The organism is Natrinema halophilum, from assembly GCF_013402815.2.
Taxonomy (GTDB): Archaea; Halobacteriota; Halobacteria; order Halobacteriales; family Natrialbaceae; genus Natrinema; species Natrinema halophilum.
Window position 1 is genome coordinate 2,395,533 of sequence record NZ_CP058601.1, and the last position, 21,757, is coordinate 2,417,289.

Genomic DNA, 21,757 nt, shown 5'->3' on the forward strand with positions numbered 1-21,757 from the left:
GACTCGTCGCCGGGACCGAGAACTCAGCCACCCGGATCATCGGTGGTCGGTAGCCCTGCCGTCACCAATCGGCGAAGCAATACGACGATCCCGTTTTCGAGACCCCGGGCGAAGATAGCTTGCTCGGTCGATCCGCCGGTCGCGTTCGGATAGTACGACCCGATAAGGAGCGTCTCGCGGTCGACGAGCAAGATTCGACTGATTGCTACTTCGTTGCCGCTCTCGATGCCGGTGAGCCAATCGAGACCGGTTTCGAACACGTGGGTCGACGCGGTTTCTGTCCCGAGCGTCTCCGTAATTGCGTCAGTCTGTCCGCCCAGAAGGAGAGAGATGTCCCGAGAAGCCGCCGTCTTCAGGCTGTCGAATAGCACCCCGGACAGGATATCCTCGTCGACGACGAGGAGTGCGATTTCCGACTCCGCTTCGTCGAGGAGATCGATCGTCCGCGACTCGATCGCGTCGTGACCGGTCAGCGACCAGACCTCCTGAACCTGATCGTCCTCCTCGACGTCTTGGACGTCCGTGTTTTTGAGGTGCGTCTCGAGCGTTTCGATGCGGTCGTTGTACTTCTTCCGCAACGTCTGTGTGGCCTCGTCGATGTCGACCGCGCGGTACACCTGCGGACTCGTGTGTTGTACTTCGACCAGTCCTTTCGATTCGAGAACGCGAATCGCGTCATACACTCTCGTCCGCGGCACCTCGGAGATTTCGTGTATCTCCTTTGCCGTTCCGCTGGGACGTTTGTTCAGCGCCATAAAGCAGCGCGCTTCGTACTCCTGAAGCCCGAGGTCCTGCAGCAGGCTAATCGCCTCCGTTGTCGTTTCGTCATTTTTCATGGCCCAACCACGAATTCGGATATCCGAACATGCGGGATTCAGGTCGCGGAAGGAAAAAGGATTCGTGTATTCGTTCATCGGCACACCATCTATTCAGTCGTGACGGGCCGGATTATTCTATTCACTCGAATTGTCACACAAGCTACTTGGGTGTACGTTCGATAGGGGGAATCGGCGAGTTCTGTAAGGCCCAACCACACGGGACTCGCCGGCTGCCACCTTCGGGTGGCATCTGAGAGCGTGTCCGGGTGATTCAGGTATCGAACTGTCGATTTGAGAGCGACGCACGACGTATACGCGTGGCTCGCGAGGACGAGAGAGTAACCGTGGGATCGGCGGGACCGCAGGGGCACTGGTCGGTGCTGTTCGAACGCCTCGACGGTCGAAACGAACACCATTCACGACCCGGGTTACGTCACGGAGGCGCTAGCGTCGACGGTTTTTGCAAGGATTCTCGATCGTGGGTGTTTCTCTCGGCGTCGGCGAACCGAGTATCGATCCAGTCGGTGCAATACTGGTACGAGAGGAACGACAACGGCTCTTGTGACATCGATGCATCGGTACGGACAGCCACCACTCGGCTTCCTCGAGCAGAGCGCCGCGGGTGAACGACAGAGAAAGTCACATATTGAGGGTATCGGCCTGTGCCACCTGTACCTCGCGCAACTGCTCCAGGATCGGCCGGATATCCGCGAAGCGATCACCCGCTTCGACGGTGTTCGTGCGCTGGTTCCAGTCGATAAACCCGTAGTCGTCTAATTTGGGGAGATGGACGTGGTGACACTCGATGCTGGCTATGTTCTGGCCGCCAGCAGTGTCCGGGGGTACATCGATGCAGATCGGGGACTCACCCTGCCGCTTCCGGTCGATCAAGCCGAATAGAATTCGTCGTCGGTGTTCGTTTGCCAGGGCTTCGAATAACGCATCGTATATCTGAGACATCTCATAATATATACGTCGCATCTCCGTATAAGTACGTGACATTTTCATCCTGCGTCGGGTGTTGATTAATCGGGTGAATGAAGATAGCGTTCAGAACCATCCCATCGGGTACCGACGAATCCGTTTTCGGAGCTACTGTTATGTGGTCCCAACCCAATGAACAATTTATGACAGGAGATGCCCTCGAGCATGACCTCCTCGAGCGAGAACCCGACGATCAGGTTCAGGTACTCGATGCCGACGGGACGGTCGTTGCGCCCGACCTGGAACCGGACCTCGAGGTGGAGACCCTGCGGTCGATGTATCGAGATATGCGGTTTTCCCGGCGGTTCGACGAGCGGATGATCAGTCTCCAGCGACAGGGGCGACTTGGAACGTACGCTTCGCTGGCCGGCCAGGAAGGGTCCCAGATCGGTTCGACGTACGCGCTCGCCGACGACGACATGCTCTCCTTTCAGTACCGGGAACACGGCGCGATCGCCGCGCGAGGGCTCCCGTGGGAGTACCTGCTGTACTGGATGGGCCACGAGGACGGTAATGCCGCGCTGGCGGACGTCAACGTCTTCCCGCTCAACATCTCTATCGGCGGACACCTCCCGCACGCGGTGGGTTGGTCGTGGGCTGCGAAGCTAAACGAAGACGAGCGCGTGGCAGTCGTTCACTTCGGCGACGGTTCGACCTCCGAGGGCGACTTCCACGAGGCGATGAACATCGCGGGCGTCTTCGACACGCCGACGCTCTTTTTCTGTAACAATAACCAGTGGGCCATCTCCGTCCCGCGCGAGCGCCAGACCGCAAGCGCCACCATCGCCCAGAAAGCCCGCGCCTACGGCTTCGACGGCGTACAGGTCGACGGGATGGACCCGCTCGCGACCTATGTCGTCACCGAGGCGGCGCGGGAGAACGCGCTCGAGGCCGACGGGGATCGGGCGCGGCCGATACTGATCGAAGCGGTCCAGTACCGGTACGGAGCACACACGACGGCGGACGATCCAAGCGCCTACCGGGACGATACGGAGGTCGAACGATGGCGCCAGCGGGACCCGATCGATCGGTTCGAGGCCTACCTGCGAGCCGACGGCGTTCTCGACGACGACCGGATCGACACGATCGAAAGCGAGATCGACGACACGCTCACGACCCTGGTCGACCGCGCCGAAACCATCGACGGGGAACCCGGCGAGATGTTTGAATACACCTACGCGGAGCCGACCCCGCGACTCGAGGATCAGCGAGCGTCTCTCGAAACGCTACGTGAAGACCACGGCGACGATGCATTACTCGAAGACGGGTAAATCCAGCCGCAAGCGGAATAAAACAGCCAGTGTGACAGGCCAACGGCTATCCGATTCTCGCACAGAGAAGCGATCGATATGCAACTCGAGCAGCCGTCCCAGGGGACAGCACGGACCTGGAGCGGTACGGTGCCGAGCGCGGTCGACCCGCGAGTACTTGGCCTGATCGTCGTGACGGCCGGTCTCGCGGCATCGATAAACGTTCCCTACGGAGGATGGCCGGCAGCGGCCGCGGCGTTCGCGCTGCTTTCCGGCGGTGGTATCGCGCTTCACGTACTCGGCGAGCGGAAACTCCGCCGAATCACCGACGGTCTCGTCGAACGATGGGATACGGCAGGTGGACGGATCGAGGACGTTACCAGGTCTTCGAACGGCATGCAAACGGAGTGGCGGGTACACACTCCCGACGGTGAGATCGTCATCGGCGGAATCGCACTGATTCCGATAGCCCGGCTGACCATCGAGTGGCGCGGTATTGGCGATACGATGGCAGCGAGTGAAGCCGAATCGAACCTCGATCAGCTCGCGGCGGGGCTCTATCGCGAAATCTTCGAATTCGATTCGACTCGCTGATCAGATCCCAGTTCGCCGCCGTTCCGTGCGTACCGTCGGTTCATCCGTCCGAGCGGCTACTCGAACACCTCTTCGTGGCGCTGTGCCAGGTCAGTGTACTCGCCAGATGAATACGACTCGAAGATCGACGCTGCGTCGATTCCAGTCTTCTCGAGCGGCGTGATATCGGCGGGGACGCCGCGAACGAACGACTCCGGCGGGATCGAGTACCCGTCGGGGACGACGGTCCCCGCGGCGACGATGCTCCCGCTGCCGATCGTGACGTCGGTGTTGATCGTCGCGTTGAACCCGACGAGCGCCTGCGTTTCGACGATCGTTTCGTTAAGGATGGCCCCGTGGCCGACCATCACCTCCGCGTCGAGTTGCGCGGCGTGAAGCGTCGCGTTGTCTCCGACGTGCGTCTCGCGACCGATCTCGACGGGACCGACGTCGCCGCGACAGACCACACCCGGCCAGATGCTCGCGTCCGCGTCGACCGTTACGTCTCCGACGAGTATCGCGTCCCGGCTCACCCGGGCCGACTCGTCGATCGTGGGCCGCTCCCCCTCGAACGCGTAGGTTCGACTGTCGTCCATGGGCGATCGGACCACGGACGAGAGTATAATACCGGATCGTCCCGACGGCGACTGTCAGTCAGACCGGACGGTTCGAGTACCGGAACGGAGGCGACAACGCCGTGCGAGGTCGAATCAGGATTCGATTTCGTCGACGATCTCTTTCGCCTGTTCTTTCGCCTTGTCCTCCCCGACGTGTTTCTCGATCAGGACGCTCGTAACCTCCCAGTCGTCTTTACCCTCGAGTTTTCCCGTCCTGACCTCGCTGCCCTCGGATACCGACTCCGCCGGATTTTCCGCCCACTCCGGTGTCCGGATCTCGTCGTATCGATCCGGGTCGCGAAAGCGAACGTGAATGTACTCGTCTTCGGTCTCGACCGCGTTGACGTCTGGCGTGTCGGCCATAGGTGATCGTCCGACAGCGGTGCATCTAAAGAACGGCCCTGAATCTGCCTCCAGCCCACCGCGATGGTCAGCGAACGAAGGAGCCGTACTGTCCGCTCGGCTGGCGGCACGTCGGGCCGGCGACGATTTCCGACTCGCGCTCGAACGAACCACATGCTCGTCCTCGGCGACGCCCACGCTGCCGACTCGGATCGACGGAAAACTCTCCTCGAGTTGTACCGAACGCTCGAGCCGGATCGCGTCCTCCAGGTCGGCGACCTCGAGCGGTACGATCTGCCGGCCCCGACCTGGTTCGTCGCCGGTAACAACGAGGACTTCGACGTCATCGACGCGCTTCGTGCAGGCGATGCGTCGGGAACGACGAACGTCCACCTCCTCGCGAGCACGGCGGCCACACTCGAGGGACTCCGGATTGCCGGCCTCTCGGGAAATTTCGCACCGACCAGGTACGATCACTCACGAGCGGACCTGTCGGACGACCGTCGTCGCCACTTTACCCACGAGGACGTCGAACATGCAGCCAAACTCGAAGACGTCGACGTCTTCCTCACCCACGAAGCACCGACCGGGCTGCTGTCGTACGGTTACGATCCCGGCTGTGAACACGTCGACGAACTGCTCGAGGCGCTCTCCCCGTCGCTCTGTCTGGTCGGTCACCATCACCGCCACCGAACGGCCGACATCGGCGGGTCCCGCGTCGTGAGTCTCGCACCGGCCTGGGAACGCTACTACACGCTCGATCCGGAAACGCTCGCGCTCGAGTCCCACGACCACGAGCTATCGACGAGCGAAGCATAAGGAGTCGGCGACAGTCGGCAGTCGGCAGTCGGCAACAGTCGGCAGTCGGCAGTCGGCAACAGTCGGCAGTCGGCACCAAAAACGAAGCTGTGGATCGACCCTCCGTCCAGTGGCTCAGAACGTCTCGAGGTAGCGGTCGAGCTCCCACTCGGAGACGTCGACCAGGTAGTCCTGGAACTCCTGGCGCTTGGCTTCGACGAACTTCGAACTGACGTGATCGCCAAGTGCGCTGTAGATCGCTTCGTCTTCTTCGAGAGCGTCGACCGCCTGCCCGAGGTTCGACGGGAGCGTGTCGATCCCGTACTCTTCTCGCTTCTCCTCGTCGAAGTCGTAGATGTTCTCGCGGACGGGGTCCGGACACTCGAGGTTCTTCTCGATCCCGTCGAGTCCGGCGTGGATCATGACGGCGAGCGCGAGGTAGGGGTTACAGGACGGATCGGGCGAGCGCAGTTCCACGCGCGAAGCCGCGGGAGTACGCGCTGCAGGCTTGCGGATCAGCGCAGAGCGGTTCCGGTCGGACCAGGCGACGTAAACCGGCGCCTCGTACCCCGGAACCAATCGCTTGTAGCTGTTGACCGTCGGATTCGCGATCGCCGTAATTGCGGGCGCGTGCTCGAGGATCCCCGCGGTGAAGGCGTGGGCCTCCTCGCTCAGGTTGAACTCGTCGTCCTCGTCGTGGAACGCGTTCTCGCCGTCTTCGGTGAACAGCGAGATGTGCGTGTGCATTCCCGAGCCGTTGATTCGCGGGATCGGCTTGGGCATGAACGTCGCGTGCAAGTCGTGCTGTGCGGCGATCGCCCGAACGACGGTGCGGAAGGTGCCGACGTTGTCGGCGGTCGTCAGCGCATCGTCGTAGGTGAAGTTGATTTCGTGCTGGCCCTCGGCGACTTCGTGGTGGCTGGCCTCGACCTCGAAGCCCATGCTTTCGAGCCCGTAGATGATGTCGCGGCGGACGTCCGACGCGAGATCTTTCGGTGCGAGGTCGAAATAGCCGCCGGCGTCGTTGGTCTCGACCGTCGCGCGACCCTCCTCGTCTTCCTGGAAGAGGAAGAACTCGGGTTCGGGCGCGGCGTTGACCGTATAACCCATCTCGTGAGCGCGCTCGAGGGCGTTTTTGAGGACGCGACGCGGATCGCCCTCGAACGGCCTGTCAGTGGAGGTATCGTAGACGTCACAGATCATTCGGGCGGCTGCGCTCTCTTCTTTCTGGCGCCACGGGAGAATTGCGAAGGTGTCCGGATCGGGCTTGAGTCGCATGTCCGATTCTTGAATCCGAACGAACCCTTCGATAGACGACCCGTCGAAGTAGATCCCTTCCGTAAACGCCTTCTCGGCCTGGCGGGCCGGTACGGAGACGTTCTTGACCGTCCCCAGAATGTCCGTAAACTGCAGTCTGAGGAAGTCGACGTCCTTTTCCTCGATTTCGTCGAGTACCGCCTGTTCCGTTTCAGAGAGGTTTCCGCTTGTCATCTTTCTCGTCGTGCTATCCTCGTAACTCTGCTACTAAAACACTACTGCTCCATGCAATTCTTCCATCTCTCGTAGGAAAGTGCATATTCGTAAAGTTCTAAAGGCTCCGGTGAGAGGGTAGATGTGATGACGTATGAAAATCTCGATGCAAAACTAGTAAATGCACTTCTCGGCGATGGCCGAGCGAGCCTTCGCAGCCTCGCCGAAGAACTGGATGTTTCGGTTACGACCGTCTCGAACCACCTTTCCGCTCTCGAGGAACAGGGTGTGATCGACGGCTACACGCCGAAAGTCGATTACGATGCGGTCGGGTACGACGTGACCGCGATTATCCAGCTTCAGGTCGAGGGGAACGCGTTACCCGACGTCACCGACACGCTACGCGATCACCGCCAGATGACCAGCGTCTACGAGGTCACCGGCGACTACGACGTAATCGCCATCGGGAAGTTCACGGATACAGATGGAATGAACGACCAGATCAAACAGTTGCTGACCGACCCTGACATCAAGGCCTCGAACACGAGCGTCGTTCTCAACGCCGTAAGCGAAAACGAGCAGTTCGAACTCGAAGTCGAGGAGAACGACTGAATCGAAATGGTAGTCAGAGACGGAACCGAACGCGGATACTGATCGTACTTCTCGGCGCGATGTCCCGTCTCGTAGTGGCGGTTTCCGGCCGACTGATTTTGATGAGTCAACAGACTGTTCAGCCTCCGTGACTCGCAAACGGCCTGCTTGCGAAGCCGAAGCGTTGACAATCTCGCCGCCGAAAAGGGAGGACAGAATGGACGACAGTTCCGAGACGCAGTCCGCACAGCCCCAGAAAGCACGCCCACCGTTGCCGGGCGAAAATGCGATGGTCACTGATGAATACCAACACGGAGACGAATTGTGGTTCGTTGTAACGAGCATGTCGACGCCGCTGGTCGAATTCCACGTTCGCGAAGCCGACCTCGAGCCGATCAACGGGTGACGACGAACCGGTCGATAGCGACCACACGAGTGACCTGACTGCGACCGATCGGGACGCAAGATTTTCCGTCCGGTGCGTTACGGTGACCGGGAGAACACTGAGTCGTCGGTGGTGCATCGGCGAACATGGTAGCCGATCGTATTCCGCGAAAGCGAATGGTCACCCGCTGCTGATAAGCAAATAATATTACTTACGGATATATTTTTATGAGTGCTAGGTGTACGCACACTGCCGGAGACGGGAAATAGCCGGAGACGGGAGACGGTCGGTATCGGCTGACGACTATATGTGAAGGAGGTACAACACATGGCACAGATTGACACAATGGAAATCCCAGACTCGGTCCGAGAGGACCTCGAATCGACCGAAAATGTAACCGGAACCGCGTTCGGGCTAAAGCAAACTCGGGAAGAGGGGATCACGGATCGAGAAGCGATCGTCGTCTACGTCGAAGAAAAGCGCCCCGAAGAAGAGCTGGCCGACGAAGACATCCTGCCCAAGGAGCTCGATATCGACGACGAAACCTACAAGATCGACGTTCAGGAGTCCGGAGACGTAAAGATGCTCGAGCAGGCGATGCGGCCGTCGGAGCCGCCGATGGAGATGGCCGAAGCGGAACCGGAACTCGAAGCGATTCCGCCGAGCCTCTCGAGAAAGGAGAAGTGGCGACCGGCACCGGCCGGCGTCTCCGTCGGTCACCCGGACGTAACCGCTGGGACGCTTGGAACGCCACCGTTGCGGACGACCGACGGGCGAACCGTTTTCCTCACGAATTCACACGTGGCCGCTGATAGCGGAGACGCGAGCGACGGCGACGACGTGTATCAGCCCGGCACGTACGATGGCGGCAGTTCGAGCGACGTGATCGGCACCCTCGTCGAATTTAGCGAGATTTCGACGAGCGGGAACAACACGACCGACAGCGCCCTCGTCGAGGTCAGACCGGATCACCTCCAGTCGGATATCTTCGAACTCGGTTCGGACCTCCGGGCGTTCACCGACGCAGAGATCGGGGAACGGCACACGAAAAGCGGCCGGACGACCTCGGTGACGAACGGCAAGTGCACCGCCCGCAACGCCACGTTCAACGTGGGGTTCAAGCACGGGACTGCCCGGTTCGTCGGACTCGACGTCTTCGAGCCGATCGCGTCCGGCGGCGACAGCGGAAGCCTCATCGGCGTCGAGCGGCCCGACGGGTTCTACGGGTCGAGTCTTCTGTTCGCCGGAAGTAGCAGTCTGACGCTCGGAATACCGATGGACGCCGTCCAGCAGTTCCACGGCCGCCTCGAGCCGATGACCGGGAGAGAACTGGTCGACCCGGACGATATGCGGATCACAGGGACCGCGTTCTCCATGAGCCTCAACGCCGGGCAGTCGGCCTACCGGTGGAGCGGCCCCTGGCACGACCGCTACAGCGTCGATTTCGATGCGATTCCCGAAACGGCGGGTGGATGGGTGAGTAGTTCGGTCGAGTCGGCGTACAAGACAACCAGCGGCGTCTACTACCGGGTTCGCATACAGAATAAACGAACCAACGCATCGGTGGACTGTGACGTCAAATACGCCGTCAGACGGTAGTGACACACGATGGAAATAACAATATCGACCCACGAGACGGAGGCCGTCGACGTCGCCACCGAATCGGCGGAGACGGAGGAACGGCAAGCTGATGTACAGCCGCCGGAGGACTCGCCGTCGGGAACGGTCGTGCCGCCGCCGACGGAATACCAGCCGAATCGGCAGAACGAGCAGACGGCGACCGAACTCCCCACCGGCGACCGTGAGAATGTCGTCACGGCGCCCCGGGAATTCGGACCGCCGGGATCGATGTAGGCGGCCTCAGTGGAGCGTCGCGCGTCGGGTGCTCGACAATCCGCACTGACGCTCCGATCGCGGGCCGTGTTTTTAGCGGTGGTGCGAACGGCAGAAAGCGGTTGCGCCGAACCGATCTTACATCATGCCGCCCATGCCGCCGCCCATGCCGCCCATGCCGCCCATGCCGCCAGGGGCGCCACCGGGACCGCCTTCCTCGTCGTCGCCCTTGTCGGTCGACAGGTCACCGGCGGAGATGATGTCGTCGATTTTGAGGACGAGGTTGGCCGCTTCGGCGGCGGAGGTGACGGCCTGCTCTTTGGCGTGGGCCGGTTCGACGACGCCGGCCTCGAAGGTGTCCTCGACGTCGCCCGAGAAGACGTTCAGGCCCGCCGTAACGTCATCATCGTCGTGGGCTGCTCGCAGGTCGACCAGCGTATCGATGGAGTCGAGCCCGGCGTTCCCGGCGAGGACGCGCGGAACGAGTTCGAACGAGTCGGCGAACGCTTCGACTGCCAGTTGCTCGCGACCGGAAACGGAGTCGGCGTAGTCGCGCAGTCGCGAAGCGAGTTCGACCTCGATTGCACCGCCGCCAGCGAGAACGCGGCCGTCGGAGACGGTCTGGGCGACGACGTCGAGTGCATCGTTGACTCCGCGCTCGAGTTCGTCGACGACGTGATCGGTCGAGCCGCGAAGCAAGAGCGTGACGCCGTGTGCGTCCTCGCCCTCGACGTAGAAGAGTTCGTCTTCGTCGTCGCGGGTGACGTCGCCGAAGCCGAGGTCGGCCTCGGTCGCGCTCTCGAGGTCGGAGACGACCGACGCGCCGATGACCTCCGAGAGGAATTCCAGGTCGCTCTTCTTGGCTCGGCGCACCGCGAGGATACCCTCTTTGGCGAGGTAGTGCTGGGCGAGATCGTCGATGCCCTTCTGACAGAAGACGACGTCGGCGCCCGTGTCGGCGATGTGATCGACCTTCTCGCGGAGCTGCTTTTCCTCTCGGTCGAGGAACTTCTGGAGCTGGTCCGGGTCGGTCACGGAGACTTCGGTATCGACGTCGGTCTCCTCGACCTCGATAGCCTCGTTCAGAAGGAGGATGTCTGCGTCAGTGGCTTCGGTGGGCATATTGTCGTGGACGGGGTCTTTGTCCACGATACCGCCCACGAGCAGTTCGGATTCGCCGGCACTGCTTCCGGTCTGGGTTTCGATGTTGAGGAACTCGAGGTCGACGACGTTCTCGCCTTCATCGTCGACGACGGTGACCTGTCGGATCGCCTCGACGATGAGTTCGGCGAGGTATTCCTTGTTGACCTCGGTCCCCTTGCCGGTCATCGAGGTTTCGGCTGTCTTGCGAAGCAGCTCTTCGTCGTCCGTGTCGATGTTGGTCGCGATGTCGTCGATCTCCTCGCGGGCCTGCTCGCTGGCGAGGTGGAAGCCTTTGATGATCGCCGTCGGGTGAATGTCCTGTTCGAGAAGGTCCTCGGCGTTTTTCAGGAGTTCACCGGCGATCGCGACGGCCGTCGTGGTTCCGTCTCCCGCTTCGTCTTCCTGTGTTTCGGCAACCTCGATGATCATCTCGGCCGTGGGATTGTCGATGTCCATCTCTTTGAGGATGGTGACGCCATCGTTGGTGATGGTCACCGATCCCATGGAATCGACGAGCATTTTGTCCATTCCCTTCGGGCCGAGCGTCGACCGGACGGCTTCAGCGACCGCACGGGCGGCACTGATGTTGTAATCCTGCGCGTCCTTGTCCTTGACGCGCTGGGAGTCCTCGCTCATTACGATCATCGGCTGACCCTGCTGCATTCGCTGACTCATAGTCGGATGGATGATTGATTGTGATTCTATATAAATATTTCTCTATCACCTCGACCAGCGTCGAGCGATCGAACAGTCATCGTCGGAGAGAAACCGTGGCAATGCGGGACAATTTCGTCGGTTTGCGGCGGTAGATTTCGAACGCCAATAGTTCACAGTCCAACAGGAAGAGGCTCTTTTTATAATGGTATACGAAACACGCTGTCGGTCCGACACCGCGCTCTCTTTGCGCCGCCGACGACGGGTGCCGATGGAGAGATTGTCAGCAACGCAGACTGGTCACAACTGGTAGTCCAATCGCAACTGGGTGCGTTGATTAGTCTTACCGATGCAAAGCGCAACGGAGAGGAGCAACCAAGTTAGACTGAACGTCAGGCCAACCAACGCATGGATCGATGAAACGATATGATAACGAGACAGGCGAGAACTGAATCGGCGAGTTCCGTCTGCAGTGTACGCCATGACAGAGGCGGCCACCGAGACAATCGTTGACTCGGTGCCGAGTCAACGCAACGGAAGAGTTATGACGGTAGTCACGTATTACCACTCGATCAATGGCCGAGTCTCCGCCATTTTCCGAAACGTTCGACGATCCCCGAATCACTGCTCAGTTCTGCCGCCGGCTTCCGGGTATGGCGGGCGACCTCGTTCTCCTCGGCGTCGTCCACGATCACCCCGCAAGTATCGCCCGCGTCCAGCACGTTCTCGAGCGCGTCGAGCCGAAAACGCTCGCGCTCGAGCTCCCACCGGCAGCGCTGCCGCTGTACCGGGTCTACGCTCGTAACGGCGACGCCGACGGCTCGACACCGCCGCGTTTCGGCGGCGAGATGAGCGCCGCGATCCGTGCGGCTCCGGATGCGGATCACGTGGGCATCGACGCACCGAACTGGTCGTTCCTCCGAGAGCTCCTTACTCGACTGGTAGCCGATCGCGTCTCTCCCGGAACGGCTCGACGCGTCATCTCGAGTCTCGGGGGTGCAACGCGCGAAGCCCTCGCCTGCCGTGTCGCCGCGACGATGACGCACGCAACCTCGATGACTGTCGCCCCGGACGACCCGATCGAGTACGACTGCGACGTCGACGATTCGCCGGAACGACAAGCCGCACACGAGCGCTCGCACGTCGCCGGCGTACAGGCATTACTGGGAAGTGTCGATACCGACGGAAGTGCACTGGCGTACCGAGACGAGACGCGCGAGCGCTGTATGGTCGGCCGTCTCGAGGAGATTCGTTCGGAACCGGGTGACGTCGTCGCCGTCGCCGGCGTCGATCACCTCGAGCGACTCGTAACGGGGCTCTCAGAGCGAAGCGACGAGTGAAAATCGGGACGCACGGACCGCGTTCCGTCGCGCGGTTACCGGTCGGCGTGAAGATAAACGTCGTTGGGTCGTCAGGGCCGGCGATAGTCAGCGTGCCCGGAGAAAACGAGTGCGGTTAGCGGCGGGCAGGCGGTTCGATCACGATCTCGCCGGTACCGCTGACGCGGACGTGGTATCCGTTGACGTGGAACGAAAGCGTCGCGCCCGACCGCGGCGTGCCGTCGTGGCGCGGCCGGAAGAGTTTGTCGAGAGCGTCAGGATCGACGGAATCGTAAAGCGAGACGCGGCTGTCGGTTACGTCCACACCCATACAATCAGCCAGCGCGTGAATGACAGTCGTACTGAGCGTGGCCGGGCCCGTCGGGTCGTGCGTGGCGCGATACACGGATGGAGAGCGAGACTGCGAGGCAGGGGATGCATATCCGGTCATAACGGTTCGTCTTCTATCCATCTCTGTTTGAACACCAAAAGCGTAATCGTTGCTTACCGGACCAATTCGTCAGATTGAGCGGTGCTCTCTCGTCAGTATTGGTGAATTTCACCGAAAAGGGAACGAATCGTGAATATCCGTCGGCTGCGGTCTGCCTTGCTGACCCACGCTCACCACTCGACAGACCTCGGTCGAACACGTGGGTGAGACGCGACACCGGTATCACCGAGTGGCGCTCACTGCCGGAGCCCGGAGATGCAGTTCCAGCAGTACGTAAACGTCTGGTCAGTCGCGTTGGGTGCTCCACAGTGGGGACAGCGTATCGACTCGCTCCCTCCCTCGAGGTCACGGCCGTCGCTCCCTGGATCAGCGTCACCGACCTCGTCGGCAGATCGCTGAAAACGGTCAGAACCGGGTGCCGACCGAATGCTGGCGCGGTTAGGGTCGGCAAACGATGGCGTGCGATCGTTGTCGCCATCGTCGCGACGGGCGTACAGATAATACAGTAACAGGTGAAGCAGGGCAAACAACGCCACGTAACCGATGAGCCAGCCCCAGAGCTCCATCGGTGTGAGATACGTTCTCGAGGCACTTGGGTATTCCCCGCATTACGATTCGATGAGAATCACGAAACGGTGACTATCGGGATGAGTGAAAATCGCGCTGGAATTCGTCGAAGACCGCGAGGTCCTCGGGAAGTTCGTACTCGAGGTGGCGTTGCTCCTGTCGGTTGACGCCGGCTTCCTCGACAGGAATAGCAACGTCTTCCCATCCGGGTTTGATCTTGACGCTGTTTGCGGGCATGCCGACCGCGATATGATGGGGCGGGATGTCGTGCTGGACGATGCCACGCGCGCCGACGATCGCGTTTTCACCGACCTTGTTTCCCGCGCGGACCATCGAGTCGTAGGTGAGTCTGACGTCGTCTTCGACGATGGTGTGATAATTTCTGACCTCGGTCTGGTCGACGACGTCGTGATCGTGACTGTAGATGTGAACGCCGTCCGAGATCGACACCCGATCGCCGATGGTCAGTTTACCCCGATCGTCCAGGTGGACGTCGTCGTGGACGACGACGTTGTCGCCGATCGTTATGTTGTGGCCGTACGTGAACGAAATGCCTTTGAAAAACCGACAGTTTTCGCCACAGTCTTCGAACAGGTAGTCCGCGAGCATCCGCCGGAACCGCAGCGCAAATTCGACGTTATCCGCGATCGGTAGACTGTCGAACTGACGCCAGAGCCACTGGAGATGTTTGGACGTTCGGAACTTCTCTTCGTCTTTTTCGGCGTAATATTCGCTCTCGAGAGTCGTGTTACATGGATCGTAACTCTGGAGACGAACGCGCTCAGCCGGCGTGGCCGACGCGCCGTTTTGCCACCGTTCGTAGGCTTCCCGATCCCCCGAGAGGTCGATCAGAACGTCCTCGACGACCGAACAGGTGTCCTCGTCGCTCGACAACCGTCGGTCGACTTCGTCGATGAACTCGCGCATCCCCGCCTCCGCCTCGTTGGGGAGCGAGATGTACCGCTTTGTCATACAGCGGAGTATAGTCCGCCGAGTTGATAGTGGTTCGGTTGTGTGGTCGAGATTGCCGGTCCCACTGGCATGCACGTTACGTGAACCGATTAGTAGCTAATCGGTGTTACTCTTTCTCGTCCGCTGACTGCCACTCGGAAAGAATTAGCGCGGGTAACACGAGCGCGAGGCCGACCAGTGCGACACCGAGCACGACCGCCCCACCCGTAATGCGGTCCCGCGGGAGGTCCAGCAACGCGACGCCGAAACCGACGACCGCTACGAACGCGACGACGGCGAACAGGGGGAGGTTCCGCTGACGGGACTCGTCCATACGCATCACTGTTCGGCGGAGTCAAAGAGCGGTTCGACTTGAACCGTGGCCCCAATCCGGATCAGGCCAGGACCCGTCCCCAGTCCGATTCCCGAACGGGTTCGGATCGCCCGTTCGAGCGTTCCGTACACCATAAGTTCCCCCGCTCCGAAGGGGCGAGTATGCAATACAGCGAACTCGGCGAATCCGGCGTCGGCGTCAGTGAGGTTGGCTTCGGCGCGTGGGTCGTCGGTACCGACTGGTGGGGCGATCGATCCGAAGAGGACGCCCTCGAAATGGTCCGGTACGCCGTCGATCAGGGAATCACCTACTTCGACACGGGCGACGTCTACGGCCACGGCCGAAGCGAGGAATTACTCGGTCAGGCGCTGTCGGAAGTCCGCGACGAGGTCACCGTCGCCACGAAAGTCGGCTACGACTTCTACACCAACCCACAGGCCGGCCACGGCGAACTACCCAAGGAGGTCGACCCCGACTATCTCCGAGACGCCGTCGAGAAGAGCCTGGACCGGCTCGGAATGGACTCTATCGACGTCCTCCAGCTTCACAACGCCAACGTCGAAGAAATTACGCCTGCCGTCCTCGAGTTGCTGGACGAACTCGAAGCGGAAGGCACGATCGACGCCACGGGACTCGCGCTCGGCCCCTCAATCGGTTGGCTCGCCGAAGGCGACTTCGCGATCGAAGAAGAATTCGATTCCGTCCAACTCGTCTGGAACGTCCTCGAGCAAGAAGTCGGAAATCACTTCCTCGAGACGATCGAACGAACGGGTTCCTCGACGAGCCTCATTCCCCGCGTTCCTCACTCGTCGGGCATCCTCAACGAGCAGGTCACCCCCGATACCGAACTCGGCGAGGGCGATCACCGCGGCTTCCGTCCCGACGAATGGTACGAGACGGGCTGGGAGAAACTCGAGAAACTCCGCTTCCTCGAGCGAGACGGCGAGCGGACGATGGGGCAAGCGGCTATCGCGTGGTTGCTCTCACACGACCCGGTCGCCAGCGTAACGCCGACGTTCCGCACGAAAGCCGACATAGACGAGTGGGCGGCCGCCAGTGACGTGCCGAAGCTTTCTGACGAAGAGATGGCCCGCGTCACGGAACTGTACGAAACCGACTTCGACATCGACCGGGACGACGGGATGGACGCGCTGCGCTCGTCAGTCAGCGGCGAGGACATCGAATCGGCCGGTCTGGACAAACTCACGGCCGACTGATCGGTCCCGGATTCGAATCAAGCAGTCATCTGACCTATCTTTTTCAAGGAGAGAATCCCGGCGTTTACGCCGGGCGTGAATCCGACGACTCATTCACACACCACCGTCGATGGCAGGCCGGATATTTAATACCAATCCGCACTATTAAGTAGGATTGTCTACATAGACTATGTATGGCGATTCAGGTCACTCACACCTATGTTGCTACCATTCGCAACCAGCAACAGGTGCAGAGTGATCTGGACTCGCTTGGGTTTGCCGCCGCAAAGCTCTGGAACATCGCACGCTGGACGTGTGACCGCATCTGGGGTGAAACAGGGACAATCCCTGAGGATGGCCCACTCAAGGCATATCTGAAGAATCACGAACGCTATGCCGACCGTAATTCTCAGTCGAGTCAGCGAGTCATAGAAGAACTCGCTGAAGCGTTCAGTGGTTGGTATGCTAAACGCCGAAACGGGGACGACCGCGCAAACCCACCGAAGTATCGGAAGAACGGCGACGATCACCCACGATCGACAGTTACGTTCAAAGAAGACGGGTTCAAACACGACGCAAAGAATAATCGGATTCGACTCTCTAAAGGTCGAAATCTGAAAGAACACTGGTCAGACTTCATCCTCTGTGAGATTGAAACCCGACCAGACGTGACGATCGAGAACGTTGGCCAAGTGAAAGCAGTCTGGAACGATTCTAAAGGCGAATGGGAACTTCACATCGTGTGCAAACACGAAATCGAGGCCGAATCTCCCGGCGACGAAACTGCTGGCATTGACCTCGGTATCTCAAACTTCGCCGCCGTCTCGTATTCTACGGGCGACCACGAGTTGTATCCGGGGAACGCTCTCAAGACCGACGAACGGTACTTCGCTAAGGAGATTGCGAAGTGCAACTCATCTCGCTCGAACAATGCCTTGAGACTCCGCAAGAAGCGTTCTAAGCGTCGGTCACACTACTTACACGCCGTCACGAAACACATCGTTGCAGAGTGTGTTGAACGAGGTGTTGGGACAATTGCTGTCGGCAACCTCGAAGGCATCCGCGAAGACGACGAGACTGGTGAGGCTCGGAACTGGGGCGACCGTGGCAACGAAGGCTTGCACGGATGGGCGTTCGACCGCTTCACGAACTTACTCACATACAAGGCGAAAGCCGAAGGTATCACTGTGGTCATAGTGAGCGAGCGAGACACGTCGAAGACGTGTTCGCGTTGTGGGCAGAAACGAGACGCCAACCGTGTTGAGCGAGGCTTATACGTCTGTCGTGAGTGTGAGGCCGTGATGAACGCCGATTCGAATGGTGCGGAGAACATTCGGTGTCGGTTAGACCAAGCAGAAAAGGTAACTCTGAATCCTCGATCTACAGAGGATAGGAGTAGCGGGCGTGTGGCACGTCCAGTAGTCAACCTGTTCCGTCGTGGAGAATACGACCATAGTCGTGGACAGGGGACGTTCGCTGAACAAGCGAGCAGCTGCAAACCACAAATATCCCAACTGCGGTAGGGAAGCCTCGCCGTCGTCGGGCTCTGCCCGACTGCCTGAGGGATCTTCGATCCCTCTCCGTTCACGGCGAGGAGGATGTCACACCGACTCTGACGACGTTTCCGTAAGCCGGAACTCGAACTCGAGTTTCCCATCCGTCTTTACGTTCACACCGCCGAGTTCGTCCGACAGTTGCTCTCGTGCTCGAGAACTCGGCTCGACGGTTACGGAGACGCTATTACTGTTTGCGTTGTACGTGATGTTACCGACAGCAACGTCGAAGCCGAAGAAGTCCGGAACGTCCTCTCTGAGTTGTGTCCGGACGTGGTCGACGTCCGACCGAACGTCAGCCATTTCGTCGTTCAGCGAGCCCATTTGCAGTGGTAGATAGTAGCACAGTATAACCGTTCGCCATGAACTGTACAGTGGACCAAACCCGCTCCGGGAAACGCGTATTGACGTCCTCCTGCACCGAAAGGCGCGGGTATGCGCTCCCACTGTGTCTCACGCTACTTTCGCTCCTCACGACGGCCAGCTACGCCACGCTATACCGGCAGACAGAGCTACGACGGCATTCGGAGCGCATACAGGATAGTGAGTAGACCGGTCACCTGGCTGCACTGGCCGAGAACGGCGGCGATCGGTTCCGAAACGAACGGCAGTGCTACATAGAGCAACAATAACAGGAATGGCACGGCGAGCGCAAGCGCAAACCCCACGGCGATAAACAGCATCGGCCGACTGTCGTTTCGCCGGTAGCCACGATAGGCCTGATACGCGATGAACAATCCGATGAGCGCGCTCAGGACGTCAGTCGCCTGGACGAACGTCGCGATCCACTCCGGCGGCAGCGACGCGTCCCAGAGCTGGAGCGGCGGCGGTCCCAGATCAGAAAGTGACACGGGTCCAAGGTCGGGCAGTGGCGTCGACCTCACGTCACATCCCCTCGATTAGTTTCGTAAACCGATCAGCGATATCTTCGCGACGGTCGAGGTGGAGTGACAATCCGTCGTCCCCGAGTTCGACCGTGATTCGTTCCAGATTCGTCGCGTAAACGGTCCGGTGGTGACCCCGGTTGGGGTCGGGTTTGGTCCGCTCGATGAGGAGTCCGCATTCGCGGAGGTCCTCCAGCCGTCGATACACCGTGGGTTTGGACGCGTCGCAGTGATCGCTCAAGGTGTTCGCTGTCATGGGTTCCTGGCTCGTCTGGGTGAGGATCGTCCGCACCGTCGGGTCCTCGAGCAAGGCCCCGATCGTTTCGACGTCGACCTCCTCACTCACGGTTTCCGTGTGTACAGAGAACGCACATAAAGGGATTTTCGCCACTGCAGGTGCTGCAGTTGTGCCAGCCGGTTTTTTCTCCCACGTCCCGTCGGTCCCGATAGACGATGACACGGCATCACCTGTCGGATGCGCTCGAACGGTTTGTCGAACGAATTCGTCTCGGAACGTCGCGGGCGGGGGCGCTGTGGACGAGTTCCACCGGCGGTCGGCTCCGCCCGACCGGCGGTGGCGGGCTACTCGTCGTACTCACCAGTGCTGCGGTGAGTCTCGCGTCGGCCCAGGCACTCGGAGACAGCGTCCGCATCCGCTGGAGCGTCGGCGCGTACTACGGCCCCGAGTACGCGCCGACGCCGCTCGCGCTGGCGGCGTTTCCGGTGCTCATCGCACTGATGTATCTCGGATTGCGGGGGCTCGCGCTGGGCCTCGAGCGTTCCGTCGCGTTCGACCCCGATTACACCCGCGGGCTGTACGAACTGTGCGTACTGGCGACCCTGATAGCGCTCCTCGTTGGACAGCTGGCGTTCGTCGTCGCGAATCTCCTGTGAGGACGAGCCCGAACGGCGCGGGTCGCAGCGATCACTCGAACCGGGATTCGGCCCACTCGTCCCACGTCACCGTTCCGTCGGCTCGATCCGGACAGGTCGCCTCGCCGGCGCGGAACCCGGCGGCGATCGACCCCGGAAGCGGTACTCGGACGACCGGCCGTCGCAATCCCTTCGCCCCGCGGTAGCTCCGTGCGAGATCGCCGACCGTTCGCACTTCGGGACCGCCGACGTCGGGCGTGCGACCGCGTGGTTCCGTCGTCGCACACTCGACGACTGCATCCGCCGCTTCCCCGACGTCGATCGGCTGGAGCCGAAACGCCGTCGGTAACGGCCAGATAGGTAGTCGCGATACCATCTCGAGCAGCTCGCCGACGAACGGGTGGAACTGCGTGATGCGGCGGATCGTCGACGGTACCTGGCTCGCCTCGACGGCCCGCTCGGCCGCCAGCTTGTGCTCGTAGTACGAGTACGGAATGTCGTCGATGCCGACGATCGAGACGTACACGAAGTTCGAAACCGCGGCATCGGCGGCTGCCTCGAGTAGTCGCTCGGTGCCGCGGACGTCGACGGCCTCGCTATCCCCGCGAGGCGCGCTGGCCGCGTGGACGACGACATCGACGTTCTCGAGCGCGGCTCGGACGCCCGTTCCGTCGATCAGATCTAGAGCAGTCCACGAGACGTCGTCATCGTCGCCAGCCGGGGGTGAGCGACTCGCCGCGCGAACGTCGTGTCCCGCATCGCATAATCGAGGACGCAACGCCGTCCCGAGCGTCCCGGTCGCGCCCGTGAGAAGCGTTCGAGTGGTCATAGCGGGAATTTCGATCCGAAGTAGGTAAGCATACGTGCCGGATTCGTCTGTGGGGTTTAAGTCAACGAGGGAGACAGATGTCTCATGAAACACGTTCGGGTCACGCTCGACGCGAACGGCCGCGAAGCCGAGATACACCCGATGTACGACGTCCTCGCGAATGCGTCGTACGTCGAACGAGCGACGGCGATGCACTGGAACGTCGCCGGCGACGAACTCGGTATCATGCACTACGTCGTCGGCGACCGCGAGCCGTTCGTGGCGGCGATGGAGTCGATTCCCGAAGTGCTGGCGTACGAACTCACGTCGGCCGGTGACGACGCGTTCTACGTCTACATACGGGACGCGACGAACGAGCCGATGCGAGAACTCTTCGACGCGGTCACGCGAACGCCGATCGTCGTCATCCCGCCGATCGAGTACGAACGCGACGGCACCGTCTCGTACTCGGCGTTCGGCCCGTCGGACGCGATCCAGACCGCACTCGAGGAGATTCCGGATCCGATCGCGGTGACGATAGCCGAGATCGGCGGTCTGGCGGCGACGCCCGGCGTCCTCGAGTCGCTGTTGAGCGAGCGCCAGCGCGAGGCGATCGACGCGGCGTTCGACCTCGGGTACTACGAGATACCTCGTGAGGCGAATCACGAAGCAGTCGCGACTGCGATCGACTGTGCTCCGAGTACGGCCGCCGAACACCTGCGAAAGGCGGAATCCAAACTCCTCCGCTCGGTCCTGACGGGATGAGCGTTACGTTCGTCGACAGCCCCGTCGGTGGACGGAAACCGGCACGAAATCGCCGCCACCCAGTCCAGCCGCGTTGAAATCGAGGACAGCACGGGACCGGAGGTGACCGCGAGGCCATATATACGTCCCTCTATATCTGGGTACCCCCCCTATGCGAAGAGAGACCATAGAGTAACTGAGGAATCCCCTCCCGAGACCAATGAAACCGTACGAATTCACGTGCCCGGATTGTGGTCGAGAGATCCCCGTCACGGGACCGATGCGCGAGGCAACGCTGGCGAACGGGTGCCCCGTCTGTGGGCGATCGGTGACCTCCGACAACTTCGCGATGTGAGCGGCTGTCGAATCGTCGCTATACGGGGACCCTGAACGGCCAGAAAAACAGAATCATACCCTGAGAACGGACCGCTGAAACGAGTGCGACGGCAAAACGTAAGCGAAATGGAGCGGTCAGTGTGACATCCTCCCCGCCGTAAACGGAGAGGGACCGTCGGTCCCTCAGGCAGTCGGGCGTCGCCCGACGACGACGGGGCTTCCCACCGCACCGCACGCGGTTGATTTGGGAACCTCGGGTTCGTACACCGACGATATACTGGGA

27 protein-coding genes are annotated in these 21,757 nt (G+C 60.8%); 13 read left to right on the forward strand and 14 right to left on the reverse strand.

Annotated features, from left to right (window positions below):
• Positions 1-23 precede the first annotated feature (23 nt).
• Positions 24-836, reverse strand: coding sequence for a TrmB family transcriptional regulator (locus HYG82_RS32395; protein WP_179261177.1), 813 nt, complete (start codon positions 834-836; stop codon positions 24-26).
• Positions 837-1,457: 621 nt separating this feature from the next.
• Complete coding sequence (locus HYG82_RS32400) at positions 1,458-1,778, reverse strand: DUF7344 domain-containing protein (protein ID WP_179261178.1); 321 nt, start codon at positions 1,776-1,778, stop codon at positions 1,458-1,460.
• A 167-nt stretch (positions 1,779-1,945) separates the two neighbouring features.
• Between HYG82_RS32400 and pdhA the strand changes: the two genes are divergently transcribed.
• Together pdhA and HYG82_RS32410 are read left to right on the forward strand one after the other, a co-directional pair.
• On the forward strand, positions 1,946-3,073 hold the full coding sequence (pdhA, locus tag HYG82_RS32405) for a pyruvate dehydrogenase (acetyl-transferring) E1 component subunit alpha (RefSeq protein ID WP_179261179.1): 1,128 nt from the start codon (positions 1,946-1,948) through the stop codon (positions 3,071-3,073).
• Positions 3,074-3,151: 78 nt separating this feature from the next.
• On the forward strand, positions 3,152-3,646 hold the full coding sequence (locus HYG82_RS32410) for a hypothetical protein (protein WP_179261180.1): 495 nt from the start codon (positions 3,152-3,154) through the stop codon (positions 3,644-3,646).
• Positions 3,647-3,702: 56 nt separating this feature from the next.
• Here the strand turns inward: HYG82_RS32410 and HYG82_RS32415 are convergent, their stop codons facing one another.
• Positions 3,703-4,221 carry a gamma carbonic anhydrase family protein gene (locus HYG82_RS32415; protein WP_179261181.1) on the reverse strand — a complete coding sequence of 173 codons (519 nt, stop codon included), beginning with the start codon at positions 4,219-4,221 and terminating at the stop codon, positions 3,703-3,705.
• 114 nt (positions 4,222-4,335) lie between these two features.
• A complete protein-coding gene (locus HYG82_RS32420; RefSeq protein ID WP_179261182.1) occupies positions 4,336-4,605 on the reverse strand; it encodes a hypothetical protein in 270 nt (89 codons plus the stop codon).
• Between the two features lie 153 nt (positions 4,606-4,758).
• Between HYG82_RS32420 and HYG82_RS32425 the strand changes: the two genes are divergently transcribed.
• Positions 4,759-5,403: a metallophosphoesterase family protein gene (locus HYG82_RS32425; protein ID WP_179261183.1), complete on the forward strand. Its 645-nt coding sequence runs from the start codon at positions 4,759-4,761 to the stop codon at positions 5,401-5,403.
• 114 nt (positions 5,404-5,517) lie between these two features.
• On the opposite strand, the gene glnA is transcribed toward HYG82_RS32425, so the two are convergent.
• Positions 5,518-6,873, reverse strand: a complete 1,356-nt coding sequence (gene glnA / locus HYG82_RS32430; protein WP_179261184.1) for a type I glutamate--ammonia ligase — start codon at positions 6,871-6,873, stop codon at positions 5,518-5,520.
• A 126-nt stretch (positions 6,874-6,999) separates the two neighbouring features.
• Between glnA and lrp the strand changes: the two genes are divergently transcribed.
• The 4 genes from lrp to HYG82_RS32450 all read left to right on the forward strand — a co-directional run bounded on the left by lrp (position 7,000) and on the right by HYG82_RS32450 (position 9,682).
• Positions 7,000-7,464 carry an HTH-type transcriptional regulator Lrp gene (lrp, locus tag HYG82_RS32435; RefSeq protein WP_179261185.1) on the forward strand — a complete coding sequence of 155 codons (465 nt, stop codon included), beginning with the start codon at positions 7,000-7,002 and terminating at the stop codon, positions 7,462-7,464.
• A gap of 196 nt (positions 7,465-7,660) precedes the next feature.
• Entirely contained in the window at positions 7,661-7,849 is a 189-nt protein-coding gene (locus HYG82_RS32440) for a hypothetical protein (RefSeq protein ID WP_179261186.1), read from the forward strand.
• Between the two features lie 306 nt (positions 7,850-8,155).
• The gene (locus HYG82_RS32445) at positions 8,156-9,427 is read left to right on the forward strand and encodes a chymotrypsin family serine protease (protein WP_179261187.1); all 1,272 of its coding nucleotides are present in this window, start codon (positions 8,156-8,158) and stop codon (positions 9,425-9,427) included.
• Positions 9,428-9,436: 9 nt separating this feature from the next.
• Positions 9,437-9,682: a hypothetical protein gene (locus HYG82_RS32450; RefSeq protein WP_179261188.1), complete on the forward strand. Its 246-nt coding sequence runs from the start codon at positions 9,437-9,439 to the stop codon at positions 9,680-9,682.
• A gap of 117 nt (positions 9,683-9,799) precedes the next feature.
• On the opposite strand, the gene thsB is transcribed toward HYG82_RS32450, so the two are convergent.
• On the reverse strand, positions 9,800-11,479 hold the full coding sequence (thsB, locus tag HYG82_RS32455; RefSeq protein ID WP_235217672.1) for a thermosome subunit beta: 1,680 nt from the start codon (positions 11,477-11,479) through the stop codon (positions 9,800-9,802).
• 554 nt (positions 11,480-12,033) lie between these two features.
• Here thsB and HYG82_RS32460 point away from each other — a divergent pair.
• Positions 12,034-12,798 carry a hypothetical protein gene (locus HYG82_RS32460; protein WP_179261189.1) on the forward strand — a complete coding sequence of 255 codons (765 nt, stop codon included), beginning with the start codon at positions 12,034-12,036 and terminating at the stop codon, positions 12,796-12,798.
• A 115-nt stretch (positions 12,799-12,913) separates the two neighbouring features.
• Here the strand turns inward: HYG82_RS32460 and HYG82_RS32465 are convergent, their stop codons facing one another.
• The 4 genes from HYG82_RS32465 to HYG82_RS32480 form a co-directional block, all read right to left on the reverse strand.
• Positions 12,914-13,228 (reverse strand): HalOD1 output domain-containing protein, encoded by a 315-nt coding sequence (locus HYG82_RS32465; RefSeq protein ID WP_179264476.1) that lies wholly within the window; start codon positions 13,226-13,228, stop codon positions 12,914-12,916.
• Positions 13,229-13,464: 236 nt separating this feature from the next.
• A complete protein-coding gene (locus HYG82_RS32470; protein WP_179261190.1) occupies positions 13,465-13,794 on the reverse strand; it encodes a DUF7577 domain-containing protein in 330 nt (109 codons plus the stop codon).
• A gap of 73 nt (positions 13,795-13,867) precedes the next feature.
• Complete coding sequence (locus HYG82_RS32475) at positions 13,868-14,767, reverse strand: acyltransferase (RefSeq protein WP_179261191.1); 900 nt, start codon at positions 14,765-14,767, stop codon at positions 13,868-13,870.
• A gap of 106 nt (positions 14,768-14,873) precedes the next feature.
• Positions 14,874-15,080, reverse strand: coding sequence for a hypothetical protein (locus tag HYG82_RS32480; protein ID WP_179261192.1), 207 nt, complete (start codon positions 15,078-15,080; stop codon positions 14,874-14,876).
• Between the two features lie 161 nt (positions 15,081-15,241).
• On the opposite strand from HYG82_RS32480, the gene HYG82_RS32485 reads away from it, so the two are divergent.
• On the forward strand, positions 15,242-16,297 hold the full coding sequence (locus tag HYG82_RS32485; protein WP_179261193.1) for an aldo/keto reductase: 1,056 nt from the start codon (positions 15,242-15,244) through the stop codon (positions 16,295-16,297).
• A 173-nt stretch (positions 16,298-16,470) separates the two neighbouring features.
• Entirely contained in the window at positions 16,471-17,799 is a 1,329-nt protein-coding gene (locus HYG82_RS32490) for an RNA-guided endonuclease InsQ/TnpB family protein (protein WP_179261194.1), read from the forward strand.
• A gap of 78 nt (positions 17,800-17,877) precedes the next feature.
• Here the strand turns inward: HYG82_RS32490 and HYG82_RS32495 are convergent, their stop codons facing one another.
• From HYG82_RS32495 to HYG82_RS32505, 3 genes are all read right to left on the reverse strand, one after another.
• On the reverse strand, positions 17,878-18,153 hold the full coding sequence (locus HYG82_RS32495) for a hypothetical protein (protein WP_179261195.1): 276 nt from the start codon (positions 18,151-18,153) through the stop codon (positions 17,878-17,880).
• 188 nt (positions 18,154-18,341) lie between these two features.
• On the reverse strand, positions 18,342-18,665 hold the full coding sequence (locus HYG82_RS32500) for a DUF7521 family protein (protein WP_179264478.1): 324 nt from the start codon (positions 18,663-18,665) through the stop codon (positions 18,342-18,344).
• 49 nt (positions 18,666-18,714) lie between these two features.
• Complete coding sequence (locus HYG82_RS32505) at positions 18,715-19,059, reverse strand: winged helix-turn-helix domain-containing protein (RefSeq protein WP_179261196.1); 345 nt, start codon at positions 19,057-19,059, stop codon at positions 18,715-18,717.
• A 107-nt stretch (positions 19,060-19,166) separates the two neighbouring features.
• Here HYG82_RS32505 and HYG82_RS32510 point away from each other — a divergent pair, with 107 nt between their 5' ends.
• Positions 19,167-19,607, forward strand: coding sequence for a hypothetical protein (locus HYG82_RS32510; protein ID WP_179261197.1), 441 nt, complete (start codon positions 19,167-19,169; stop codon positions 19,605-19,607).
• A 31-nt stretch (positions 19,608-19,638) separates the two neighbouring features.
• Here the strand turns inward: HYG82_RS32510 and HYG82_RS32515 are convergent, their stop codons facing one another.
• Positions 19,639-20,415, reverse strand: a complete 777-nt coding sequence (locus tag HYG82_RS32515) for an SDR family oxidoreductase (protein WP_179261198.1) — start codon at positions 20,413-20,415, stop codon at positions 19,639-19,641.
• An 84-nt stretch (positions 20,416-20,499) separates the two neighbouring features.
• On the opposite strand from HYG82_RS32515, the gene HYG82_RS32520 reads away from it, so the two are divergent.
• Complete coding sequence (locus HYG82_RS32520) at positions 20,500-21,159, forward strand: helix-turn-helix domain-containing protein (protein WP_179261199.1); 660 nt, start codon at positions 20,500-20,502, stop codon at positions 21,157-21,159.
• A 199-nt stretch (positions 21,160-21,358) separates the two neighbouring features.
• Complete coding sequence (locus HYG82_RS32525) at positions 21,359-21,493, forward strand: DUF7560 family zinc ribbon protein (protein ID WP_235217674.1); 135 nt, start codon at positions 21,359-21,361, stop codon at positions 21,491-21,493.
• The last annotated feature ends 264 nt before the right edge of the window (positions 21,494-21,757 follow it).